A 19,011-nucleotide genomic window follows, 5' to 3' on the forward strand; every position below is an offset into this window, starting at 1 on the left:
CACTACCCCACCGCTTTTCGGTACAATCATTTCCCCCCCAACTTTTTCATTGGGAGAATTTCTCCGCTTAAGGGTGAATGTTAGCCAATAAGATCTGAGTATATCCAAAAAAAAGACCGATGAACCTGCCTGTGGCAAATCCATCGGTCTTCCGCATTTAGAGCCTATCCAGAAACCGTTTTTGGATAGGCTAGGCGGATCGGATCAGGCTTTTTCCTGTTCCTCCCAGCCCATCGTGCGTTTGATGGCTTTCTTCCAGCCCTTGTAGAGATCGTTGCGCTCGGAAGCCTGCATCTCCGGCTGAAAACGCTGGTCGAGCTGCCATTTCTGTTCGATATCTTCGCGGGTCCAGAATCCGGAAGCCAGACCGGCCAGATAAGCGGCTCCGAGGGCCGTCGTCTCGGTGATCTTCGGCCGCTCCACCTCAACATCCAGAATATCCGACTGGAACTGCATTAACAGGTTATTTGCACTGGCACCACCGTCCACGCGCAGGGTTTTAAGCGGCACCCCGGAATCCTGCTCCATGGCTTCCAGCACATCTTTGGTCTGATAGGCCAGTGATTCCAGCGTGGCCCTGATCAGGTGGGCTTTGTTGGTACCGCGGGTCAGACCGAAAATGGCGCCGCGAGCGTACATATCCCAGTAAGGTGCGCCCAAACCGGCGAAAGCCGGCACCACGTAGACGCCGTCCGTCGTGGGCGCTTTCATGGCGTAATATTCGGAATCGGGAGACTCGTCAATGAGTTTAAGACCGTCCCGCAGCCACTGGATCGCCGCTCCGGCGATGAAGATGGAACCTTCTAGTGCGTAGTGTACTTCCCCGTTGAGGCCCCAGGCAATCGTCGTTACCAGTCCGTTTTTGGAATGTACAGCTTCCGTACCGGTGTTGAGGAGCATAAAGCAGCCGGTACCGTAGGTATTTTTGGCCATGCCCTTTTCCAGACAGGCCTGCCCGAAGAGCGCCGCCTGCTGGTCGCCGGCAATCCCGCCGATGGGAATACTGCCGTCGAAAAGCTCCTCGATCGTATCTCCGTAGATCTCGCTCGATTCCTTCACTTCCGGCAACATGGAAGCGGGTACCGACAGGATGTCGAGCAGGTGCTTATCCCAGTCGAGATCAAAGATATTGTACATCAGGGTGCGGGAAGCATTGGTGTAATCCGTTACGTGTTTTTTCCCACCGGTCAGTTTCCAGATCAGCCAGCTGTCGATGGTGCCGAAACAAAGATCCCCGTTATCGGCTTTCTCCCGCGCACCGGGTACCTGCTCCAGCATCCATTTTACCTTGGTGCCGGAAAAATAGGCATCGATCAGGAGGCCGGTATTTTCCCGGATGTATTTTTCGTGGCCGCCCGCTTTCAACTGATCGCAGATACCGGCGGTACGACGATCCTGCCAGACGATGGCGTTGTAGATCGGTTTGCCCGTGCGGCGATCCCAGATCACGGTCGTTTCCCGCTGGTTGGTAATTCCGATCGCCGCAATCTGATCGGCGGTCACCGAATTATTTTTCAGAACGTCCTGCGCTACTTTCAATTGGGTATTCCATATCTCTTCTGCATTGTGCTCTACCCAGCCCGGTTTAGGGAAAAACTGTGTAAACTCTTTTTGCTCAACCGCTTTGATATCTCCATTTTTATCAAATAAAATGGCTCTGGAACTAGTCGTTCCCTGATCAAGGGCTAAAATGAATTGCTTCATCAATTTAGGATTTCTGGATTTTGTGAAGGAAAAAATAGGTTTTAGCTAAACTTATCCGGCTTAGGAAACATTTATACCGACATGGAGTGTTAAGTTATTTGCAGAACTGACACTCCGTTTTAATATCTGTCGACAGGTTTTTTTCCCTGACCGATGTCTTTTTTAAGCCGGCCTTTTTTATAGGCGAATACCGTAAATATAAACAAAACCTTAAAGCTTGCAATGACGATCCAACGTATACCTTTTCAGGAAGTACCTCAACTATCTTCCAAAGATACAGCCTACGCAACCGCCAAACCCGAACTCCGTCCTTTCTTCAAATACCCCGTCTCCATAGAAAGCTTTGCCCAGGTAATTGCCGATAAAAAACAAGCCGAGATCGATCGCGAACTGCTGGTCTCCGTGCTCAAAAAGCAGTACGAAAAACTGGATCCGTCACCCCAGGTGCTGGAACAGATCGACCGCCTGTCCGATCCCCAAACCTTTACCATCGTGACGGCCCACCAGCCCAGTCTGTTTACCGGTCCGCTCTACTATATTTATAAGATCATTTCCACGATCCATCTGGCCCGAAAACTCAACGACCAGTATCCGGACCAACACATCGTACCGGTTTTTATTACCGGGGGGGAAGATCACGATTTTGAGGAAATGAACCACGCCAGCATCTTCGGTAAAGAGATCGTCTGGGAGAATGAAGAGTCGGGTTCGGTAGCCATGATGGGTACCGGATCTCTGGCCGGTGCGCTGGAACAACTGAAAGATATCCTGGGCAGCAGCCCGAAGGCCGAAGAGATCGGTTCGCTGATCGAAGCCTGTTATACCCGTCACGAAAAGTACGGGATGGCCAGTGTAGACCTCGTCAATGAGCTGTTCAAATCCTACGGACTGATCGTGTTGGACATGAACAATCCCGAGCTTAAAAAGCGCTTTATTCCCATTATGGAAAAAGAACTGTTTGAGCAACCGAGCCGGGGGCTTATCGAAGCGACCACCCAGGAACTGGAAAAAGTGGGCTTCTCCCAGCAGGCCTATCCGCGGGAGATTAATCTGTTCTATTTGCGGGATCAGATCCGGGAACGGATCGTGCAGGAGGGGGATAAATTCCAGGTACTGAATACCGATTATACCTTCACCGAAGCGGAGATGCGGGAAGAACTGCACCAGCATCCGGAGCATTTCAGCCCCAACGTGGTGATCCGCCCGCTCTATCAGGAATATATTCTGCCGAACCTGGCCTATATTGGCGGCGGCGGCGAGATCGCCTACTGGCTGGAACGAAAAACGCAGTTCGAGCACTTCGGGGTTAACTTCCCCATGCTGATCCGGCGTAATTCGGTGCTCTGGATCGATAAGGGGAATGCCAAGAAACTGGATAAACTCGGTCTTAAGGTCAGTGATCTTTTTACCGAGACGGAAACGCTGATCAAGTCCTACGTCAAAGCCAATGCCGAAAACGAACTCAGTCTCAAAGAGGAGAAAAAACAACTGCATACGATATTTAACGGGATCGTGGAAAAGATCAAAGAAGTAGATCAGACCCTGGTTAAAACGGTTAAAGCAGAAGCTGCCAACCAGATGAACAGCCTCCAGGGACTCGAAAGCCGCCTGCTTAAAGCCGAAAAGCAGCGCCACGAGATCGAACTGAACCAGATCCGCGGGATCAAGGATAAACTCTTCCCCGGCAACGGCCTGCAGGAACGAACGGATAATTTCCTCAATTTCTACCTGCGCTACGGCCAGGATTTCTTTGAAACACTACTGGCGGAACTCGATCCTCTGGAAGAGGGTTTCATTGTAGTTGTGGATGAATAATCCTATAAGGTCCTTCACCGCGACTGTGGTTTACGGACACCTTGAATAATAACCTTGACCGGGCAGTACGGAATGTTCCTGTACTGCCCGGTCTGGTTTTCCGTTAATCCTACACTGCCGGGACCATAATCCAGATCCCAGCTCCATTTTTCATTCCCACATCTAGCTATTTTCTTAAAGGAACCTTCCGGGCTAAGCTTAAAGCCATTGCAACATATATCACGTTGATTATCAGACCCTAGCCTGGTTTTCAACTGTTTCTATGAATCATATCTTCCAATCATTCCCAGCACAATGATCCAATTTGGCCAATGGTTGAGCGAAACCCCCTACCCACCAACGGGCCTTTACATCTATGTTTATACCATCCCGGGTTAATCTGTCTCCCGGGTGGTTGAGCCCTCCCATTTAGAGCGCAGGGCTCCTCTTCGGACCTTATTACTAAACACCATAAAATTCAATTTATGCGACATCTGAAACTCGGAAGTTCCATCTTATTCCTGGCCGGCAGCCTGTTCCTTTTTATTGCCTGTCAAAAGAACAGTTTGGCCGATGCAGCGAACGAATTAAGCGTAGTCCATACCCCAGACCAGGTTGATTTGGATCGGGACCTGCTCCAGTACCGTCACGGAACCCACGAAATTCCCTTCAAAGCTACTTTTTACACCAACAGAGTACCCGAATTACTGGGGGAAGTAGACTGTCTGCTCCCGGAATATCAGGACCCCAATTATCAGCGGGGAGGAGGGCAAGGCACCCATTTGGGGAAATTTAAAACCGTTTTGACCTTCTGTTCTACTGCGGGTGGATTTTACGGCGGTGGTTCCGGTTACCTGGAAGCGGCCAACGGAGATCGTCTGTATATCAAGATCCCGTCCGGCCAGGTGAAGTTACCCCTGCCGGAGCCTCACCCCGTATACGACGCTTATTTTAAGGATGAATTCCTGGTCGATGGCGGTACCGGACGCTTCGCAGGTGCCAGCGGCAGCGGTACTACGAATAGCCTGGTCGACCTCTGGAATGAGGACTATCCTCCCGGCCCCGTCATTATTCCCGACCACCGTACGGATCACGTCTGGACCGGTACGCTGATCCTGCCGAATGCCAATAAACGCAAAAACTGATCGCAGGCAGAACTTTTGACCGGGAGCAGGAGTCCGGCTCCCGGAACTTTCTCTGATACTTATCGCGATTAGCGATAATCTTCCCGTACCGGACGGAAGATATCGATCACGTAGCAGTCCGTCAGGGCTACGGCCGAATGGGGCGTGTTGCCCGGAATGGTAACCACAGTGCCCGGGGTACAGGCCAGGGTCTCCTCTCCTACCGTCAGTTCCAGCGTACCTTCTATGATATTGGAGACCTGTTCGTGCGGATGATCGTGGAGCGGCAATATACAGCCCTTTTCGATCCGGAAATGAGCGATTGTCAGACCGTCCGTATGGACCATGCGGGCGTGAAACCCGGGAAAAAGGGTTTTGGATTCAATCTGATCGGTATGAATGAAGGGACTCATAAAGTTGTTTTATCTGACTAATACAATACTACCTTTCTTGGTGAGTACCGGCTTATCACCCTGTTCAATTTCGATAAAGTAGACATACACCCCGGAAGGCAGCGGTTTTCCGTTAAAGGTACCATCCCATCCCCGGTCTATATCCTGCGACTCAAAAAGCATACTTCCATTGCGGTTAAAAATACGCATGGAAAAGTTGATGGCGGAACCCCCGGGACTGTAGACCCTAAATTCCGGGTTGGCGCCGTCCGGAGCAAATGCGTTGGGAACGAAAACGGCAAGATCCGCCACCGGACATACCTGGTTGGAAAAGGTAGTCGTATTGAAAAAAAAGAAGCCATTCCTTTCCAAACGCGGTTCGGAGATGATGGTATAACAATTCGTCCCGTCATCTGGCCCGCCCGGATCTGGCTGTTCCGTATGCATAAGTACGTCCGACGGATAAACGGCCTGCGGCGATTGAAAGTCAATGGAGCCGGGAAAGACATCCGTCAGGACATGATACTCCAATCCATCAAAATAATATTCATTCTCATAGGGTGTCCATTCGAGAACGGCCACGCCCGCATCGTTGACCTCGCCCTGCAGGAAAATGGTAGTCACCCGGTTAGAGGTCAGCACATTTCCACATTCGTCTATACCTTCAATCCGATAGCTTACCGGATAGAGATGCGCATTTGCCAGACTATCAAAGTAAAATGGGAAGGTAGGATCCAATTGTGCGATCGGTTCAAAATCCCCGCCGTTCCTGGAGCGGAGAAGAGTAGCGCTGCCCAGAGGGAGCAAAGGTTGCGTTTCCCAGATCAGTTCGACCATTCCACTGAAAGCGCCGTTCTCCGGTATCAGCGAAGCTGTGTTGATAATGATACTTTCGGGAAATCCGATGATGGGTACTTCCAGGCATTCCTGGTTCGAACGAACCGTATCGTTTTTTTCCGAAGATATGGCCAGGATCTGCAGACAGTGTTGGCGTCCGTCTTCCGCAAAAAAACTAAAAGTAGTAGTATTGCCACCGACGGAATCCACCAGGGCGGCAGGCCCCGGGAAATCACTGGCCGGGCTCTTTACACTGGCCCATACCTCATAGTGATCTACTCCTCCGGGCCAGTCCGGAAATGCTTCCCAGGATAGATCCAGGGTTTGGGAACAGGGGTCAAAGTCCCCCAGTTCCAGATCGAAGTCCTGGGAAAACAGAGCGGAGGGAAGAGCGACCATTACCATCAAAAGAAAGCGTGCTTTGTACATTGTTCCATTTATTACTCACTGAAGCGCTGCAAATAGTATTTTTCACTTGAAAGATAACTATTTTTTACTACCCTTCCTACGGATCTTACCCCGGTTACTGCCGCTTTCGTGCAAGGCAAAATACTTTTCCAGCAATGCCGCCCGACGCGGTTGCTCCAGGTCCACCGGATCGTAGGCGCCATCCAGTTCCCGTTGGCGGTAGGCTTCGTAGAGACTGACTGCACAGGCTACTGAAATATTCAGGCTTTCGGCCATGCCCATTTGGGGAATAATAAAATTTCCGTCGGCATGCTGCATAGCTTCATCCGAGAGGCCCAGCATTTCATTGCCGAACATCAGGGCAACACGGCGGGTTAGGTCGAGGTCGTAAAGGCTTTTGGCCGAACGGCTAAGGTGAGTAGCGTAGATGTGGTCGTAGCGCTCCCGCACTGCGCTGAAACAGGCTTCGGTATCCGTATAGTAGTGGACGTCCAGCCATTTGCGGGTGCCGGCCGTGGTGCGTTTACCCAGTTCCAGGTATTCTTTCTGCAACTGCGGCTCGTTGTACAACACAAATATTTCGTGGATACCTACCGAATCGCAAGATCTGAGAACCGCCCCGATATTGTGATGATCGTGTACGTTTTCGAGGATCACCGTCAGGTCGAACTGCCGGTGGGCAACGGTCCTTTCAAATTTTGCTTTTCGTTTTGGAGTCAAAACTGATGATTTGATGGTCCGATGATCTGATCATTTGATTCTGTGCTCAATGGATCATCGAATCATCAAATAATCAGATCATCATTTTAGTTGTCTTTCTGAAACTGATAGTTCTCGAATTTAAGAATATTCACGAACTTATTCTCAAATTGTTCGATCTGACTGGTCTCAATGCCCGAAGTAGTACCCGGTCGAACTACCCGCTCGAAAGCAAAATGGGTGTGAAGGGCATCCGCTTCCTCTCCTTCCAGAGCGTACTGGAATTTGGTCCCGTATTTCTTCAGCATCCGGCCGAAATACAACATAACGTCATAGCCGACAAATGCTTCTTCCGTGGGGATGGCGCCGTACAGATCGTAATATTGTTCCTTGAATAGTTTGACCTTCGGATCCAGAGAATTGACGAAAACGCTGGCACTGATGTGTACCCTCAACTTTTCGTAATAGTCGAAATCGATCTTTTCAAAATCTTTCCACTGCGGCATTCCGTAAACGATGACCGTAGAATACGGATCGCGACTGACGTCGATCTTCCGAAGCAATGCGTATACGAAGGTCTCTTCCCAGTTGGGTACAATGAACACCGTCGTATCCGACCGCTGGAGCAGCGGGGCCATGTTGACCCGTTCCATGCTGGCGGCTTCATTTTCGGGAATCAGCAGTTCGTTGAGCGGCGTAGCCGGACGGCCCCGGTTCCAGATAGCGTATTCGTCCCGGAAGTAATTAAAACGGCTTACCTCATTAGCTACGTCCTTACTGACCAATACGATATTACGGGGATCGTGGTTTTCCAGAGCGTGGCGGATAATGGCCCGACTGTGGGTTTCGAGGGTCGGATTGACCTGCACGTAGTTCGGGTTGAGGTTACTGATGCCCGAAGCTGCACTCTGGGGAGATACGAGCACTTTTTCCCGTTGCTGGGCGTATTGCGCCAGCAGTGCCACATTATCCCGGCGGTAAGGACCGACGATCAAGTGAGCATTGCCCAGATCCTCACTCCCGCGGATCAGTCCGGAAGTAGTGGAAGGCGAGGCCCCGCTATCCATGGCGGACACCGTAGCGTTCAGTCCTTCGTTCGCCAATACCTCCAGGGCCATTTTGGTACCGTTGTAGTAGTTGATCGCCCAGAGGGAATTGTAATAGATATTCGGATCCATGGCATTGAAGCGATCCGTCAGCCAGGGCAGTACAACCGAAATATTGTAGTTATTCAGGATCTGCGATCCGAAATCCGTTACGTCGATCACATTGGACTGGTTGCCCGTAATGGGTGATTCTCCCGTAGATGTAATGGGAGGATCATCAGTGGTGGGCACCTCCTGCCAGGCAATGGTATCCATCTTCTCCGTAACCGCTTCTTCGACCACCACCCAGGTTCCCGTTTCGGGGTCGTATACCCTTCGGCCCTGAATTGGCTCGAGTTCATCGCCGGTATCGACGGTAGTATCATCATCGTCCTGGATCTTTTTGAACAGATCACAGGAAGAGAGGCTGATTAGTAAAAAAGCAAAGAACAAGATGGTTTTACTCCCACTCAATGGTCGCAGGAGGTTTCGTGCTAATATCATAGACTACCCTATTGATTCCTTTAACGTTATTGATAATCTCACTGGACACTGTAGCTAGGAAATCGTACGGTAACTGACTCCACTCCGCAGTCATTCCGTCCAGTGAATTAACGGCTCTTAAGGCAACGGTCTGTTCGTAGGTACGTTCGTCTCCCATGACACCTACCGATTGTACCGGCAACAAAATAGTACCGGCCTGCCAAACCTCATCGTATAATCCGAATTTTCTCAAATTGTTGATATAAATGGCGTCCGCTTCTTGCAGCATAGCCACTTTTTCGGGTGTAATGCTGCCTAAAATACGGATACCCAGGCCCGGGCCCGGGAAGGGATGCCGACTCAAAATATGATTCGGAACGCCCATTTCCTTGCCTACCCGGCGTACTTCATCCTTAAACAACATGCGGAGGGGCTCGACGATCTTAAGTTTTAGTTTTTCCGGCAGCCCACCAACGTTATGGTGCGATTTTATCGTTACCGAGGGACCGTGCACGGATACCGATTCAATAACGTCCGGATAGATCGTTCCCTGGCCAAGCCAGCTTACTTCCGGATGTGCTTCCGATTCCTCTTCAAAAATTTCAATAAACAGCCGGCCGATTATTTTCCGTTTGGTTTCGGGACTACTTTCACCGGCCAGAGCGTCCCAGAAGCGTTGCCGGGCATCGACTCCTTCGATGTTCAGCCCCATCCCCTTATAACTGTCCAGTACTTCCTGGAACTCGTTTTTCCGCAATAACCCATTATCAACGAAAAAACAGTGTAGTCGATTGCCTATGGCTTTGTGCAGAAGCGTAGCGGCAACGGTAGAGTCCACTCCGCCGGAAAGCGCCATCAGCACATGATCATCACCTACCAGTTGGCTCAACTCCTCCACCTTTTCCTCCACGAAGGAGGCTGGTGTCCAGCTTCCGGTACATCCGGCTATGTCCATCGCAAAGTTGCGTAATAATGCGGCACCGTCCAAACTATGGGTGACCTCCGGGTGAAATTGCAGACAGTATACCGGCGCGGAAAAAGCATTTTTCTCCGAGCGGAAAGCCGCTACATAAATACTGTCGGTATCGGCCAGCAGTTCGAACTGCTCCGGCAACTCCATGATGGTATCTCCGTGCGACATCCATACCTGAGAACCCGGCGCTATGCCATTGAACAGTGGATCGTGATCCCGGTAGATCTCCTTCAGGCGTGCTTTGCCGTACTCGCGTTTTTCCGACCGCTGTACCTTACCACCGTAGTGATTGGCGATGTACTGCGCTCCGTAGCAGATACCCAGTACGGGCTTTTTCCCGATAATAGCGGAAAGATCGGCGTGCAGCGCATTCTCATCGGCGACCGAAAAAGGGCTTCCGGATAAAATGACACCTTTGATCGTATCGTCCAAAGGCGGTACCTTATTAAAAGGTACGATTTCACTGTAAATGTTCAGTTCCCGGATCCGCCGAGCGATTAGCTGGGTGTATTGGGAGCCAAAATCCAAAATAAGCAATTTCTCCTTCATGGAGCAAATATACTGGTTGCCGGATAAAATTACGAGTCCGAAGGTGGAAGAGTGAAAAAGTGTGTGAGCTGGAAGCTTTGGAGGAGGGAAAGCCGGTTGGAAGAAAAGCGTACAGATGCAAAATCAGCGATGGAATCACCCTGCTTTTGCTTCTGTACGTTTTTCACTCTGCGCTGGAAAATTATTCCAGATACAGATCAAATTCTACGCGCCGGTTCTGTTCCCGACCGGCTTTATAGCGATTGTCCGCGATCGGCTGGCTTTCTCCGTATCCGCGATAACTCATACGTTCGGCGCTGATCCCTTTGCTGAGGAGGTAATCGTAGCAGGATTTTGCCCGCCGTTCGGACAGCACCTGATTGGGCCCCGAACTACCGATACTATCCGTATGGCCGTTGATCCGCAATTTGTAATCCGGATAACGCTGCATAATGTCTACGATCTGGTCCAGAATGGTATTGGAAGTGCTGATCAAGGTTGCACTGGCCGTTTCGAACTGTACGGCTTTCATCGCAAAATCCAGGGTCTCCTGATCTTCTTCCTCAATTTCCGGGCAGCCATTGTTGGAAGCCGGCCCCGCCGTATTCGGGCAGCGATCCTCTTTATCGATGAGGCCGTCCCCATCCGTATCCGGGCAACCCTGGGTGGCAGCCGGTCCGGCGGCATCCGGGCATTCATCGTCGCGATCGGCCACACCGTCGCCGTCCGCATCCGGGCAGCCCTGAGCGGATATCGATCCCGGCTCATCCGGGCAGGCGTCCTCGTCGTCAACCACGCCGTCGTTGTCCCGATCCCGGATCGGGCATCCGCCGTTATCCTGCGGTCCCGCTTCGTCCGGGCATTCATCTTCATTATCAGCGATACCGTCTTCGTCCCGGTCCGGGCAACCCGCCAGCGAGGCCAGTCCCGCAACGGTCGGGCAGGCATCATCGCCATCGGTAACCCCGTCGCCATCCGCATCCGGGCAACCGTTCAAACCGATAACTCCGGCCACATCCGGGCACAGGTCTTCCCGGTCGGGTACGCCGTCGTTATCCCGGTCCGCCACTGTTTCGGGTGCGGGAGCCCCCGGACCGACCAGTATCAGGATACCGGCCCCGACTTGGATGTGGTCTCTCCGGTCGTCAAAACCGAGCCGGTATTCTCCTTTCGTGGATAAATATACATGGCGGCCAAGCCTGAAGTTAAGGCCGAGGCCCAGGGGAATTTCGACATCGAAATCTTCCAGGTCCCGGTACACGCCACCCAGGCCGGCGAAGATGTGCGGATAAAAGAATTTGGGTTCCTGACAGTATTTGAGATGGAGCAGGGCATCCAGCCCGATCACACTGCTGGCTTTGAGCGTACCCTCGTCGTCGAGCGGCAGTTTCACCTGGCTCAGGCGCAGCGGCAGGGAAAAATTCAGGCCTTCGTTGATGTGCCGCAAATATTCAAATTCCAGTCCCAGTCCGAAATCATCTGCCTTCAGGTCCTTACTGATCAGATACTGGTGATTGGGAGCGATCATGCGAAAGGAAAAGCCTTCCTCCGCTCCCTCGTACTGGGCCAGCGCCAATTGAGTGATACAACAAAAGAAAAGTACCAATAAAGTAGTAGGTGCTTTCATAACTCATTGGGTTTTTAAGTATATCGATAAATTATAATCTGGAACCTATGCTCCGGTGAGCCGGTCCGTATGATCTCAACTAATAAGTGAGGAGCCCAAATCCAGTTTGGGTCAGGTTACGGGGGGGGAAGGGATTATTCAAAGACAACCCACAAGGGTCGTCAGGTCGCCGAATAGATAAATTTTAATTAGTTGCTATAACAGATAGTGCAAAGGCACTTATAGAAGTGCGAAGGATGTCCTAAATGGATGACTGGTGCTTCGGGCACCGAAGTTTATTGGGACTTATGCAATATAAAAATTATTTGTAATAATCACTATAACTTTGTGGCAGAGTGCGGCTTTAGTCTACCAGCCCACGGCCACTTTTATTGATCTTTCCGTCCGTCTCCAGTTGTTTCATGAGGCGGTCCAGAATGCCGTTGATAAAATCCTTACTCTTTTCGGTACTATAGATCTTGGAAATATCGACAAATTCGTTTAGCGTTACCTTGGTCGGAATGGTCGGGAAGTACATGAGTTCACAAAGCGCCATTTTCAGCAGGATCATGTCGATCACCGCCACCCGGTCCGCATCCCAGTTGCGCAGGGTCGGCTCGATGATCCCCAGCAGTTCCTCGTCTTCGCGTACGACGCGGGACAGCAGGATCTCGCCGAAATCCTTCACCGTTTCGTCCGCCGGTTCGTAGGCTTCGTAAAAATCGGAGTCGGCCGGCAGCGCCTTGATGGTTTTCTTCATGGCGCCCACTACCAGGGACTTATCATCCGTCCAGGAGGAATAGTTATCGTCCAGGTATTCTTCGTAAGTTTCGCTGGAAATATTGTGTTTGAAGAGTTTGAGCAGGATGTCCTTGTAGTCCTCCCGGCGGTTGTTCTCCTGCCGGATGAAGGCCTGATAGTCCTCCGTCTTAGCAAAATCGCTGTAGAATTTCCGGATCATATCCTTATCGATCCGGCCTTCCAGCTTGTATCTTTTGTAGAGCCGGGTGAGTTCCTGATTGTTGACCAGTGACTCCACCAGGGGGTTCTCGCACAGCTTGGCGGTGAAAGCAAGATCTTCCTCGGAGGGCAAAAGCTTCGCCCGCTTTCTGGCGCGATCCTGTTTCGAATGGCTGGCAACGCGGCTTAATACCAGTAGGTTGAACAAATACAGCTCAAACGATTTATCGATATTACTGCGATATCTGCGCAATACCCCATCCAGGTCCAACTTACTATCTCTACTCATTGAATAGAGTACTTGCATCACTTTGATGCGTACATTCCGGCGGCTCAACATAATCTTTGCGGCATCATTTTGTGCAAAGAAAAACAAAAATTACTTATTTCATATACTCCTGCCGGATGGTTTCAAAATCAGGAAGCTTTTTATAGTGCCATTTGGCAATAATTTTGCCGTCCTTCATCAGCATTACCCCGGGATTAGAGCGAATGATCGTTTTTAATAAAATATCGTCTCCGGTATAGAATGGGAACGCACTTTGCGTCTCGTGACGGAAATCATCGATCCGGGTCGGATCGGCGTAAGCGGTCGCCGCCCGGATGGTGATGCCCGCCTCGTCGGCCGCATTCATGACCGGATTGACCACTTCGGTCCAGCGTTTGACGTAATCCGGATCCCAATCGTATTGCTCCACACTGGCCACCCGCGCGCTCACCTGCGGCACACGGTTGATGTTCATGGAATCGTTCACCATCACCGTATCTACCGTGTAAGTGGTATCACTCACGGTTTTTTCCATCATAGTGGTGGTGCCTTTCAGTTTATAGGCTACGATAAAGAAGTTGTAATCCGGATCCTGCAGAATGTCGTCCGCCCCTTCATCCCCGTCCGGGCTACTGAGGCTGAACTCACTGATCTTGGTATGGGCCACCGCCGGTTCGGATTTGATCTGCTCCAGATCCCACTCTTCTTTCGGATAGTCCTTATATTCCTTCATGTACTGATCGAACGGCAATTCCTTGGTCTCACCGGTGGTCTTATTGGTCACCTTGTAGCCCAGCACCTGCACATTGGCGGCAGCTTCCTCTTCCATCTGCTTCTGCTCAAAGACGTTCACTCCTTCCTTGAACGGACGAAAATCCGTGTGCGGCAGGTCCCAAACGTAATTACTCAGGCAATAAATAAAGATTCCGACCACGGTAACGCCCACGATCGCGGCGCGGGTGGTAGGCGTAAACAACTCGTGTTCTTTTCTCCAGGCCAGCACGAAGATGATGGCCGGGATGAGCAGGAACACATCTTTGAGGAAGGAAACGCGTGGTTCGAGTTTCAGGAAATCCCCGAAACAACCGCAATCCGTCACTTTCATATTGGTCTCCACATACGGACCCCACTGGCCAAACTGGAAAAAGTTAACCCCTTCCGGCACGTATCCGGTGAGGTAGGTAAACCCGGTAAGGAAAGTAAAAAAGGCCACAATGAGCAGAAAAGCCCAGGCGGTGAACTTGCGGTAGGCACCGATCACCAGCATGACCCCGAGCGCGATCTCCAGTACCACCATGAATACCGAAAAGTGTACGGTATAATGCTCCGACAGCCAGGGAAACAGGGGCGCCAGGAAAGAAAACCAGGTATCGGAAAACGTACTCTCAAATTCTGCAAAGTACTGTTCCATTTTGTAGGCCGTACCCAGCGGGTCGATGGCCTTTACCCAGCCGGAAACGATAAAGAGCACTCCCGCGAAATTTTGCAGGTAGCTCAGTGGCAGGTTCTTGACCTTTTTGGTGAGAAATTGGGCCAGCAGGGTGATCACCAGTGCTGCCAAACCTACGAAGAGTAAGAGTTTGCCTAAAGTCATGCTGTCTATTTTTATCGTCACTCATAAGGGGCTAAGCCGACATTCCAAAAACGGGCGAACGTCCGGCTCGGGGCTTATGACTTATTGACTCACTTTATTTTCATTAATACGGATCAACGCGAAGATCGCATAATTAATAATGTCCTGATAATTGGCCTCCAGGCCTTCCGATACTTCGGTGTTGCCCGCGTTGTCTTCAATTTGTTTGATGCGCAGCAATTTGGCCAGAATGAGATCCGTGATGGAACTCAAACGCATTTCCCGCCAGACCTCACCGTAATCGTGGTTCTTCTTCAACATCAGTTCCAGGCTCTGACTGAGCTCGCGATCGTAGTATTCGGTCAGTTCCGCCTCGGTCAGTTCCAGGGAAGCTCCGGCCGGCAGGGCCAGTTGGATCAGCGCCATGACGCTGTAATTGACCAGTCCCTGATATTCACCCTCGACCGAATCGCCGACCAGATTGGTGCCCGACTCTTCGATGCCGCGGATCCGCTTCGCTTTAATATACAGCTGATCCGTCAGGGAAGAGGGCCGCAAAATGCGCCAGGAAGATCCGTAATCCCGGTGTTTGGCCAGAAGTAATTCCCGGCAGGTCTGTACCACCTCCTTGTATTGAGCTACGGTTTGCTCCACATCAACAATTTTGCTGCAAATATAACAGAATGATGATTACAATTTTCTAATGATTTGTTAATCGCGGCCGGTTTCGGGCCAAGAAATGCCCCCGTCCAAAAAATTGTTTAAAAAAATCCTCGCCAAGCTGTTACTTTTTGCCACCCGCTACATTATGGGGTTGATAAGCGGAATTTGATAGTAAGGTGGATCAACAATGAGGTAGAATTTGTATGTTAAAAAACGTACATTTGATGTTTTTGAATTTACAATTGACACGCAATTTGGCAAAGAACGTTGGAATGGATCCATCGAAACGTACCGTTTCGGCCGAAAGCATGCAGGAGGAGTGGAAGGAAATTCAGGCCGCCCAGCGTGAAGTTTCCCTGTTTCGGCCGTTGTACAACCGCTATTACGAACCCATTTTCCGATTTATCTTCCGCAGGACCGCCGATGAGGACCTGACGGCCGATCTGTGTTCGCAGGTCTTTCTCAAGGCCATGCAGCGCATCGGCAGCTATACCTTTCAGGGAGTGCCCTTTTCGGCCTGGCTGTACCGGATCGCCAGTAATGAGATCGCCCAGCATTTCCGGGCGACCAAGAAGAACCGGGTAGTGAGTATTGAGGATGAAGGCTTCGCCGACATTATGGAGGAAATGGATGAAGAGGATAACGAAGCGCTGCGGCAACTATTGATCGACAAACTCGATGAGTTAAAAGATACGGACCTTCAGCTGATTGAACTGCGGTTTTTTGAGCACCGCCCGTTCAAGGAAATAGCTGAAATACTTGATATGACTGAGAGCAATGCCAAAGTAAAAACCTATCGGATATTAGAACGCTTGAAAAAAAGACTAAGCTAGAGCTAGGCATTATTCCATAGCGTTTAAAACGACCGAATATGGGAAAAAACTACAACATAAAAATCAATCCTCAACAGCCCAGTAAGGAATCCATTTCCCAAAGGATGGATTTCGATGCGTTGTTGTCGAAGTACGAGTCAGAATCCGACACCGGATCCACTCGTAAGAAGACAGCCGTTCGCCCGCTTCGGGTCCGGTACCTGTCTTACATCGGCGCAGCGGCAGCAGCGATCGCTTTGCTGATCATGGCCATAAGCGTTTTCAATCGCCCCAAACCCGCTACGCTGGAAGCCAGATATTTCGCTAACCGTCCCTTTGTGGATCAGCCGCTGGAAAAAGCACAGGCCCGCTTTGCTTCTTTCCGGGTCGATGTCAATCAGGGCGGGGTCTATGAATACGAGAGCGGTTCCCGCCTCGTGGTCCCGGCTGCCGCCTTTATGGATGATTACGGCAAACTGGTGGAGGGCGAAGTAGAGATCAAATACCGCGAATACCACGATTTTGTGGACTTCTTCCTGTCCGGCATCCCGATGGTATACGATTCGGCCAATGTGAAATACACCATGGAATCGGCCGGTATGATCGAGATCTACGCAGAGCAGAACGGCAAACGGGTGCGCATGGCTCCCGGTAAAAATATTTCCGTAGAAATGATCTCCCGGATCAACGTAGCGCCGCATCTGGCCGTTCCTCCGGGTTATAATGTCTACAAACTCGATACCGCCGCCCGGAAATGGGTATATCAGGGTATTGATCAGATGGAAGTACTCGAAGAATTTACCCAACTGGATCCGCAGGATCCTCTTTACAAACCTAAAAAGACCCTCAAAGATCAACTGGAGCAGATCGAGAGCAGCTACCAGCAGCAGAAAGAGCAGTTGGAGAATAGCATTCCCGCGCCCACGGCGCCTAGCCGCCCGATCTCTCCCGACGCTGATCTCCCGACTTTTGAACTGGCCCCGGCGGATAATGTACCGATGACGGAAGGAGCCGATCAGATCTGGTACGTTTCCTCCCAAAACACCAATTTCGATCCGCGCAGCCTGAATGTTGAGTGGGAAGATTATCGCTTCGAACGCATCAATGACCACGAATACCGGGTCATTTTCACCAGAGGTGATAACGAATTAAGGATCCTGGTCCACCCCGCGCTTACCGGCGATGCTTTTGCCAAAGCCATGAAGCAGTACGAAACCGCCTTTGCCGCTTACGAGCAGCAAATGCAGGAAAGAGAAAAGGCGCTGAGCGACCGGGCCGACGAACTGGAGGACGAACTCTTTTCCCAAAGAAAAGTGGCCCGTGAGACCTACCAGGAATCCATCGAGGAACTGATCGCCGCCGATCCGGACCTGAAGCATTCCGCGGACTTCATTCACAAAAAAGTGAGGAACCGCTTTGTGGCCGACGGCTTCGGCATCTGGAACTGCGACCGGTTGGTGCCGCCGCTGATGCAGGAGATCACCGCCAATTTTATTGATCAGAACGGCGCGTCCATCGAGAACCGCACCGCTTATCTGGTCGATAAGACCCGCAACACGGTACACCGCTTTCTGGCCCAGGACGGCGCCCGGATCCGCTACAACTCTTATTCGGAGAATCTGCTCTGGATCGTTACCGAAGACAATCGCCTGGCCGTTTGTGATCCGGCGATCTTCCGGGCCATCGATCCCGATCAGGAAGAAGTGACCTTCATTCTGAACGAGCAGTCCGTTCCTCCGATCGACGAAGCGGCGGTGCGCTCGGTTCTGAAGTTTAATTAAAGCAAGCTGAGCTCGGTTTGAGCAGCTCTTAGCGCCACTTTTTCAGCAGCCAGTCGAACGTTCGACTGGCTGCTGAGTTTTTTCCCTATTCCTCGTAGATCTTTACCACCCGCTCGCCCGGTTTGGCGTAACCCCGGTACATACCCGGCGTATTGAACGGCATAGCGATATTGCCGTATTTGTCCAGTGCGACAAAACCACCGGAACCACCGGCGTCTACCAGCTTCTTGTTGACGATCATATCCGCTGCTTCCTGAATGCCCATGCCTTTGTATTCCATCATGGCGGACAGATCGTAGGCGACGGCGTAGCGAATGAAGAACTCGCCGTGGCCGGTACAGGATACGCCGCAGGTATTGTTGTTGGCGTAGGTCCCCGCCCCGATGATCGGGGAGTCGCCGATGCGATTCCAGCGTTTGTTGGTCATCCCGCCGGTAGAGGTGCCGGCTACGATGTTACCGGCTTTATCCAGGGCCACACAACCGACCGTACCGTATTTATAATCCGGGTTCCGGTACACTTCGCTCATCGATTCTTTTTCTTCTTCCAGGGCCTTCTGCAGGCTTTCCCAGCGCCGCTCCGTGTAGAAGTATTTCGGATCTACCACTTCCAGGCCCTGATCGGCCGCGAATTGCTCGGCACCCTTTCCGGTAAGCAATACGTGCGGAGAATCTTCCATGACGGAACGGGCGGCCAGAATAGGATTCTTCAGATTCGTTACCCCACCGACAGCGCCGGCGTTGAGGGTAGCGCCTTCCATAAAGGAGGCGTCCATTTCATTCCGACCCTCGTGGGTGAATACGGCTCCTTTGCCCGCATTGAATAGCGGAGAGTTTTCCATGATCATAATGGTGGCCACCACTGCATCGGCGGCGCTGCCCCCTTGTTTCAATACGGCTTCTCCGGCATCCAGCGCAGCGTTCAGCGTTTCGGTGTATTCCTGTTCTTTTTCCGGTGTCATGTTTTCCTTGAGAATGGTACCGGCGCCGCCGTGGATCACCATGGCGTATTCGGCTTTCTCCGGCTCGGGCGTTTCATCGGCAGTGGCCGGCGCCTCATTTTCCGGGGCATCCGCCACCTCACAGGCGGTCAGTCCGAATACGGTCAGGAAAAGTAGTGTGTAAAGTGTTGATTTCAGCATACGGTCTTATTTAAGCGATTTGTGTAGACTTTCGTAATTCGCTCCGCCTATTTATCCGTTTTCTCCTCCCGGGAAAACGGTCGTGCGGGGACGGATTACGGCCGACTAAAATATGCAAAAAAAGATCGTCCTTTTGGCATTTTCAAAACACACCCGTATTTTTCTGTCCACAATAAAACC

General features: G+C 51.3%; 15 protein-coding genes. 4 read left to right on the top strand and 11 right to left on the bottom strand.

Translation table 11 applies throughout. The annotated features are described in order from the left end of the window. Positions 1-204: 204 nt before the first annotated feature. Positions 205-1,704, bottom strand: coding sequence for a glycerol kinase GlpK (gene glpK / locus CRP01_RS05115; protein WP_185154550.1), 1,500 nt, complete (start codon positions 1,702-1,704; stop codon positions 205-207). Positions 1,705-1,926: 222 nt separating this feature from the next. On the opposite strand from glpK, the gene bshC reads away from it, so the two are divergent. Together bshC and CRP01_RS05125 are read left to right on the top strand one after the other, a co-directional pair. Then, positions 1,927-3,519 (top strand): bacillithiol biosynthesis cysteine-adding enzyme BshC, encoded by a 1,593-nt coding sequence (gene bshC, locus CRP01_RS05120; RefSeq protein ID WP_099148935.1) that lies wholly within the window; start codon positions 1,927-1,929, stop codon positions 3,517-3,519. Positions 3,520-3,983: 464 nt separating this feature from the next. Continuing rightward, entirely contained in the window at positions 3,984-4,643 is a 660-nt protein-coding gene (locus CRP01_RS05125) for a hypothetical protein (RefSeq protein ID WP_099148936.1), read from the top strand. A gap of 68 nt (positions 4,644-4,711) precedes the next feature. On the opposite strand, the gene CRP01_RS05130 is transcribed toward CRP01_RS05125, so the two are convergent. From CRP01_RS05130 to CRP01_RS05170, 9 genes are all read right to left on the bottom strand, one after another. Then, the gene (locus CRP01_RS05130; RefSeq protein WP_099148937.1) at positions 4,712-5,035 is read right to left on the bottom strand and encodes a cupin domain-containing protein; all 324 of its coding nucleotides are present in this window, start codon (positions 5,033-5,035) and stop codon (positions 4,712-4,714) included. 9 nt (positions 5,036-5,044) lie between these two features. Then, positions 5,045-6,280 carry a gliding motility-associated C-terminal domain-containing protein gene (locus tag CRP01_RS05135; RefSeq protein WP_099148938.1) on the bottom strand — a complete coding sequence of 412 codons (1,236 nt, stop codon included), beginning with the start codon at positions 6,278-6,280 and terminating at the stop codon, positions 5,045-5,047. 57 nt (positions 6,281-6,337) lie between these two features. Beyond that, positions 6,338-6,979 carry a TrmH family RNA methyltransferase gene (locus tag CRP01_RS05140; protein WP_099148939.1) on the bottom strand — a complete coding sequence of 214 codons (642 nt, stop codon included), beginning with the start codon at positions 6,977-6,979 and terminating at the stop codon, positions 6,338-6,340. A gap of 86 nt (positions 6,980-7,065) precedes the next feature. Beyond that, a complete protein-coding gene (locus CRP01_RS05145; protein ID WP_143473277.1) occupies positions 7,066-8,547 on the bottom strand; it encodes an ABC transporter substrate-binding protein in 1,482 nt (493 codons plus the stop codon). Continuing rightward, entirely contained in the window at positions 8,504-10,048 is a 1,545-nt protein-coding gene (gene guaA, locus CRP01_RS05150) for a glutamine-hydrolyzing GMP synthase (protein ID WP_099148941.1), read from the bottom strand. Before guaA ends, CRP01_RS05145 begins: the two co-directional genes overlap by 44 nt. A 181-nt stretch (positions 10,049-10,229) precedes the next feature. Then, positions 10,230-11,654: an OmpA family protein gene (locus tag CRP01_RS05155; protein ID WP_099148942.1), complete on the bottom strand. Its 1,425-nt coding sequence runs from the start codon at positions 11,652-11,654 to the stop codon at positions 10,230-10,232. A gap of 343 nt (positions 11,655-11,997) precedes the next feature. Continuing rightward, complete coding sequence (gene nusB, locus CRP01_RS05160) at positions 11,998-12,882, bottom strand: transcription antitermination factor NusB (protein ID WP_170110232.1); 885 nt, start codon at positions 12,880-12,882, stop codon at positions 11,998-12,000. Between the two features lie 94 nt (positions 12,883-12,976). Beyond that, positions 12,977-14,455, bottom strand: a complete 1,479-nt coding sequence (locus tag CRP01_RS05165) for a DoxX family protein (protein ID WP_099148944.1) — start codon at positions 14,453-14,455, stop codon at positions 12,977-12,979. An 81-nt stretch (positions 14,456-14,536) separates the two neighbouring features. Beyond that, complete coding sequence (locus CRP01_RS05170) at positions 14,537-15,088, bottom strand: DUF1599 domain-containing protein (protein ID WP_099148945.1); 552 nt, start codon at positions 15,086-15,088, stop codon at positions 14,537-14,539. A gap of 281 nt (positions 15,089-15,369) precedes the next feature. On the opposite strand from CRP01_RS05170, the gene CRP01_RS05175 reads away from it, so the two are divergent. Further along, positions 15,370-15,930, top strand: coding sequence for an RNA polymerase sigma factor (locus CRP01_RS05175; RefSeq protein WP_099148946.1), 561 nt, complete (start codon positions 15,370-15,372; stop codon positions 15,928-15,930). A 38-nt stretch (positions 15,931-15,968) separates the two neighbouring features. Next, positions 15,969-17,690 carry an OmpH family outer membrane protein gene (locus CRP01_RS05180; protein WP_099148947.1) on the top strand — a complete coding sequence of 574 codons (1,722 nt, stop codon included), beginning with the start codon at positions 15,969-15,971 and terminating at the stop codon, positions 17,688-17,690. A gap of 85 nt (positions 17,691-17,775) precedes the next feature. On the opposite strand, the gene CRP01_RS05185 is transcribed toward CRP01_RS05180, so the two are convergent. Next, positions 17,776-18,831, bottom strand: a complete 1,056-nt coding sequence (locus CRP01_RS05185; protein WP_099148948.1) for an isoaspartyl peptidase/L-asparaginase family protein — start codon at positions 18,829-18,831, stop codon at positions 17,776-17,778. Between the last annotated feature and the right edge of the window lie 180 nt (positions 18,832-19,011).

The sequence above is a fragment of the Flavilitoribacter nigricans DSM 23189 = NBRC 102662 genome, assembly GCF_002646595.1.
Taxonomy (GTDB): Bacteria; Bacteroidota; Bacteroidia; order Chitinophagales; family Saprospiraceae; genus Flavilitoribacter; species Flavilitoribacter nigricans.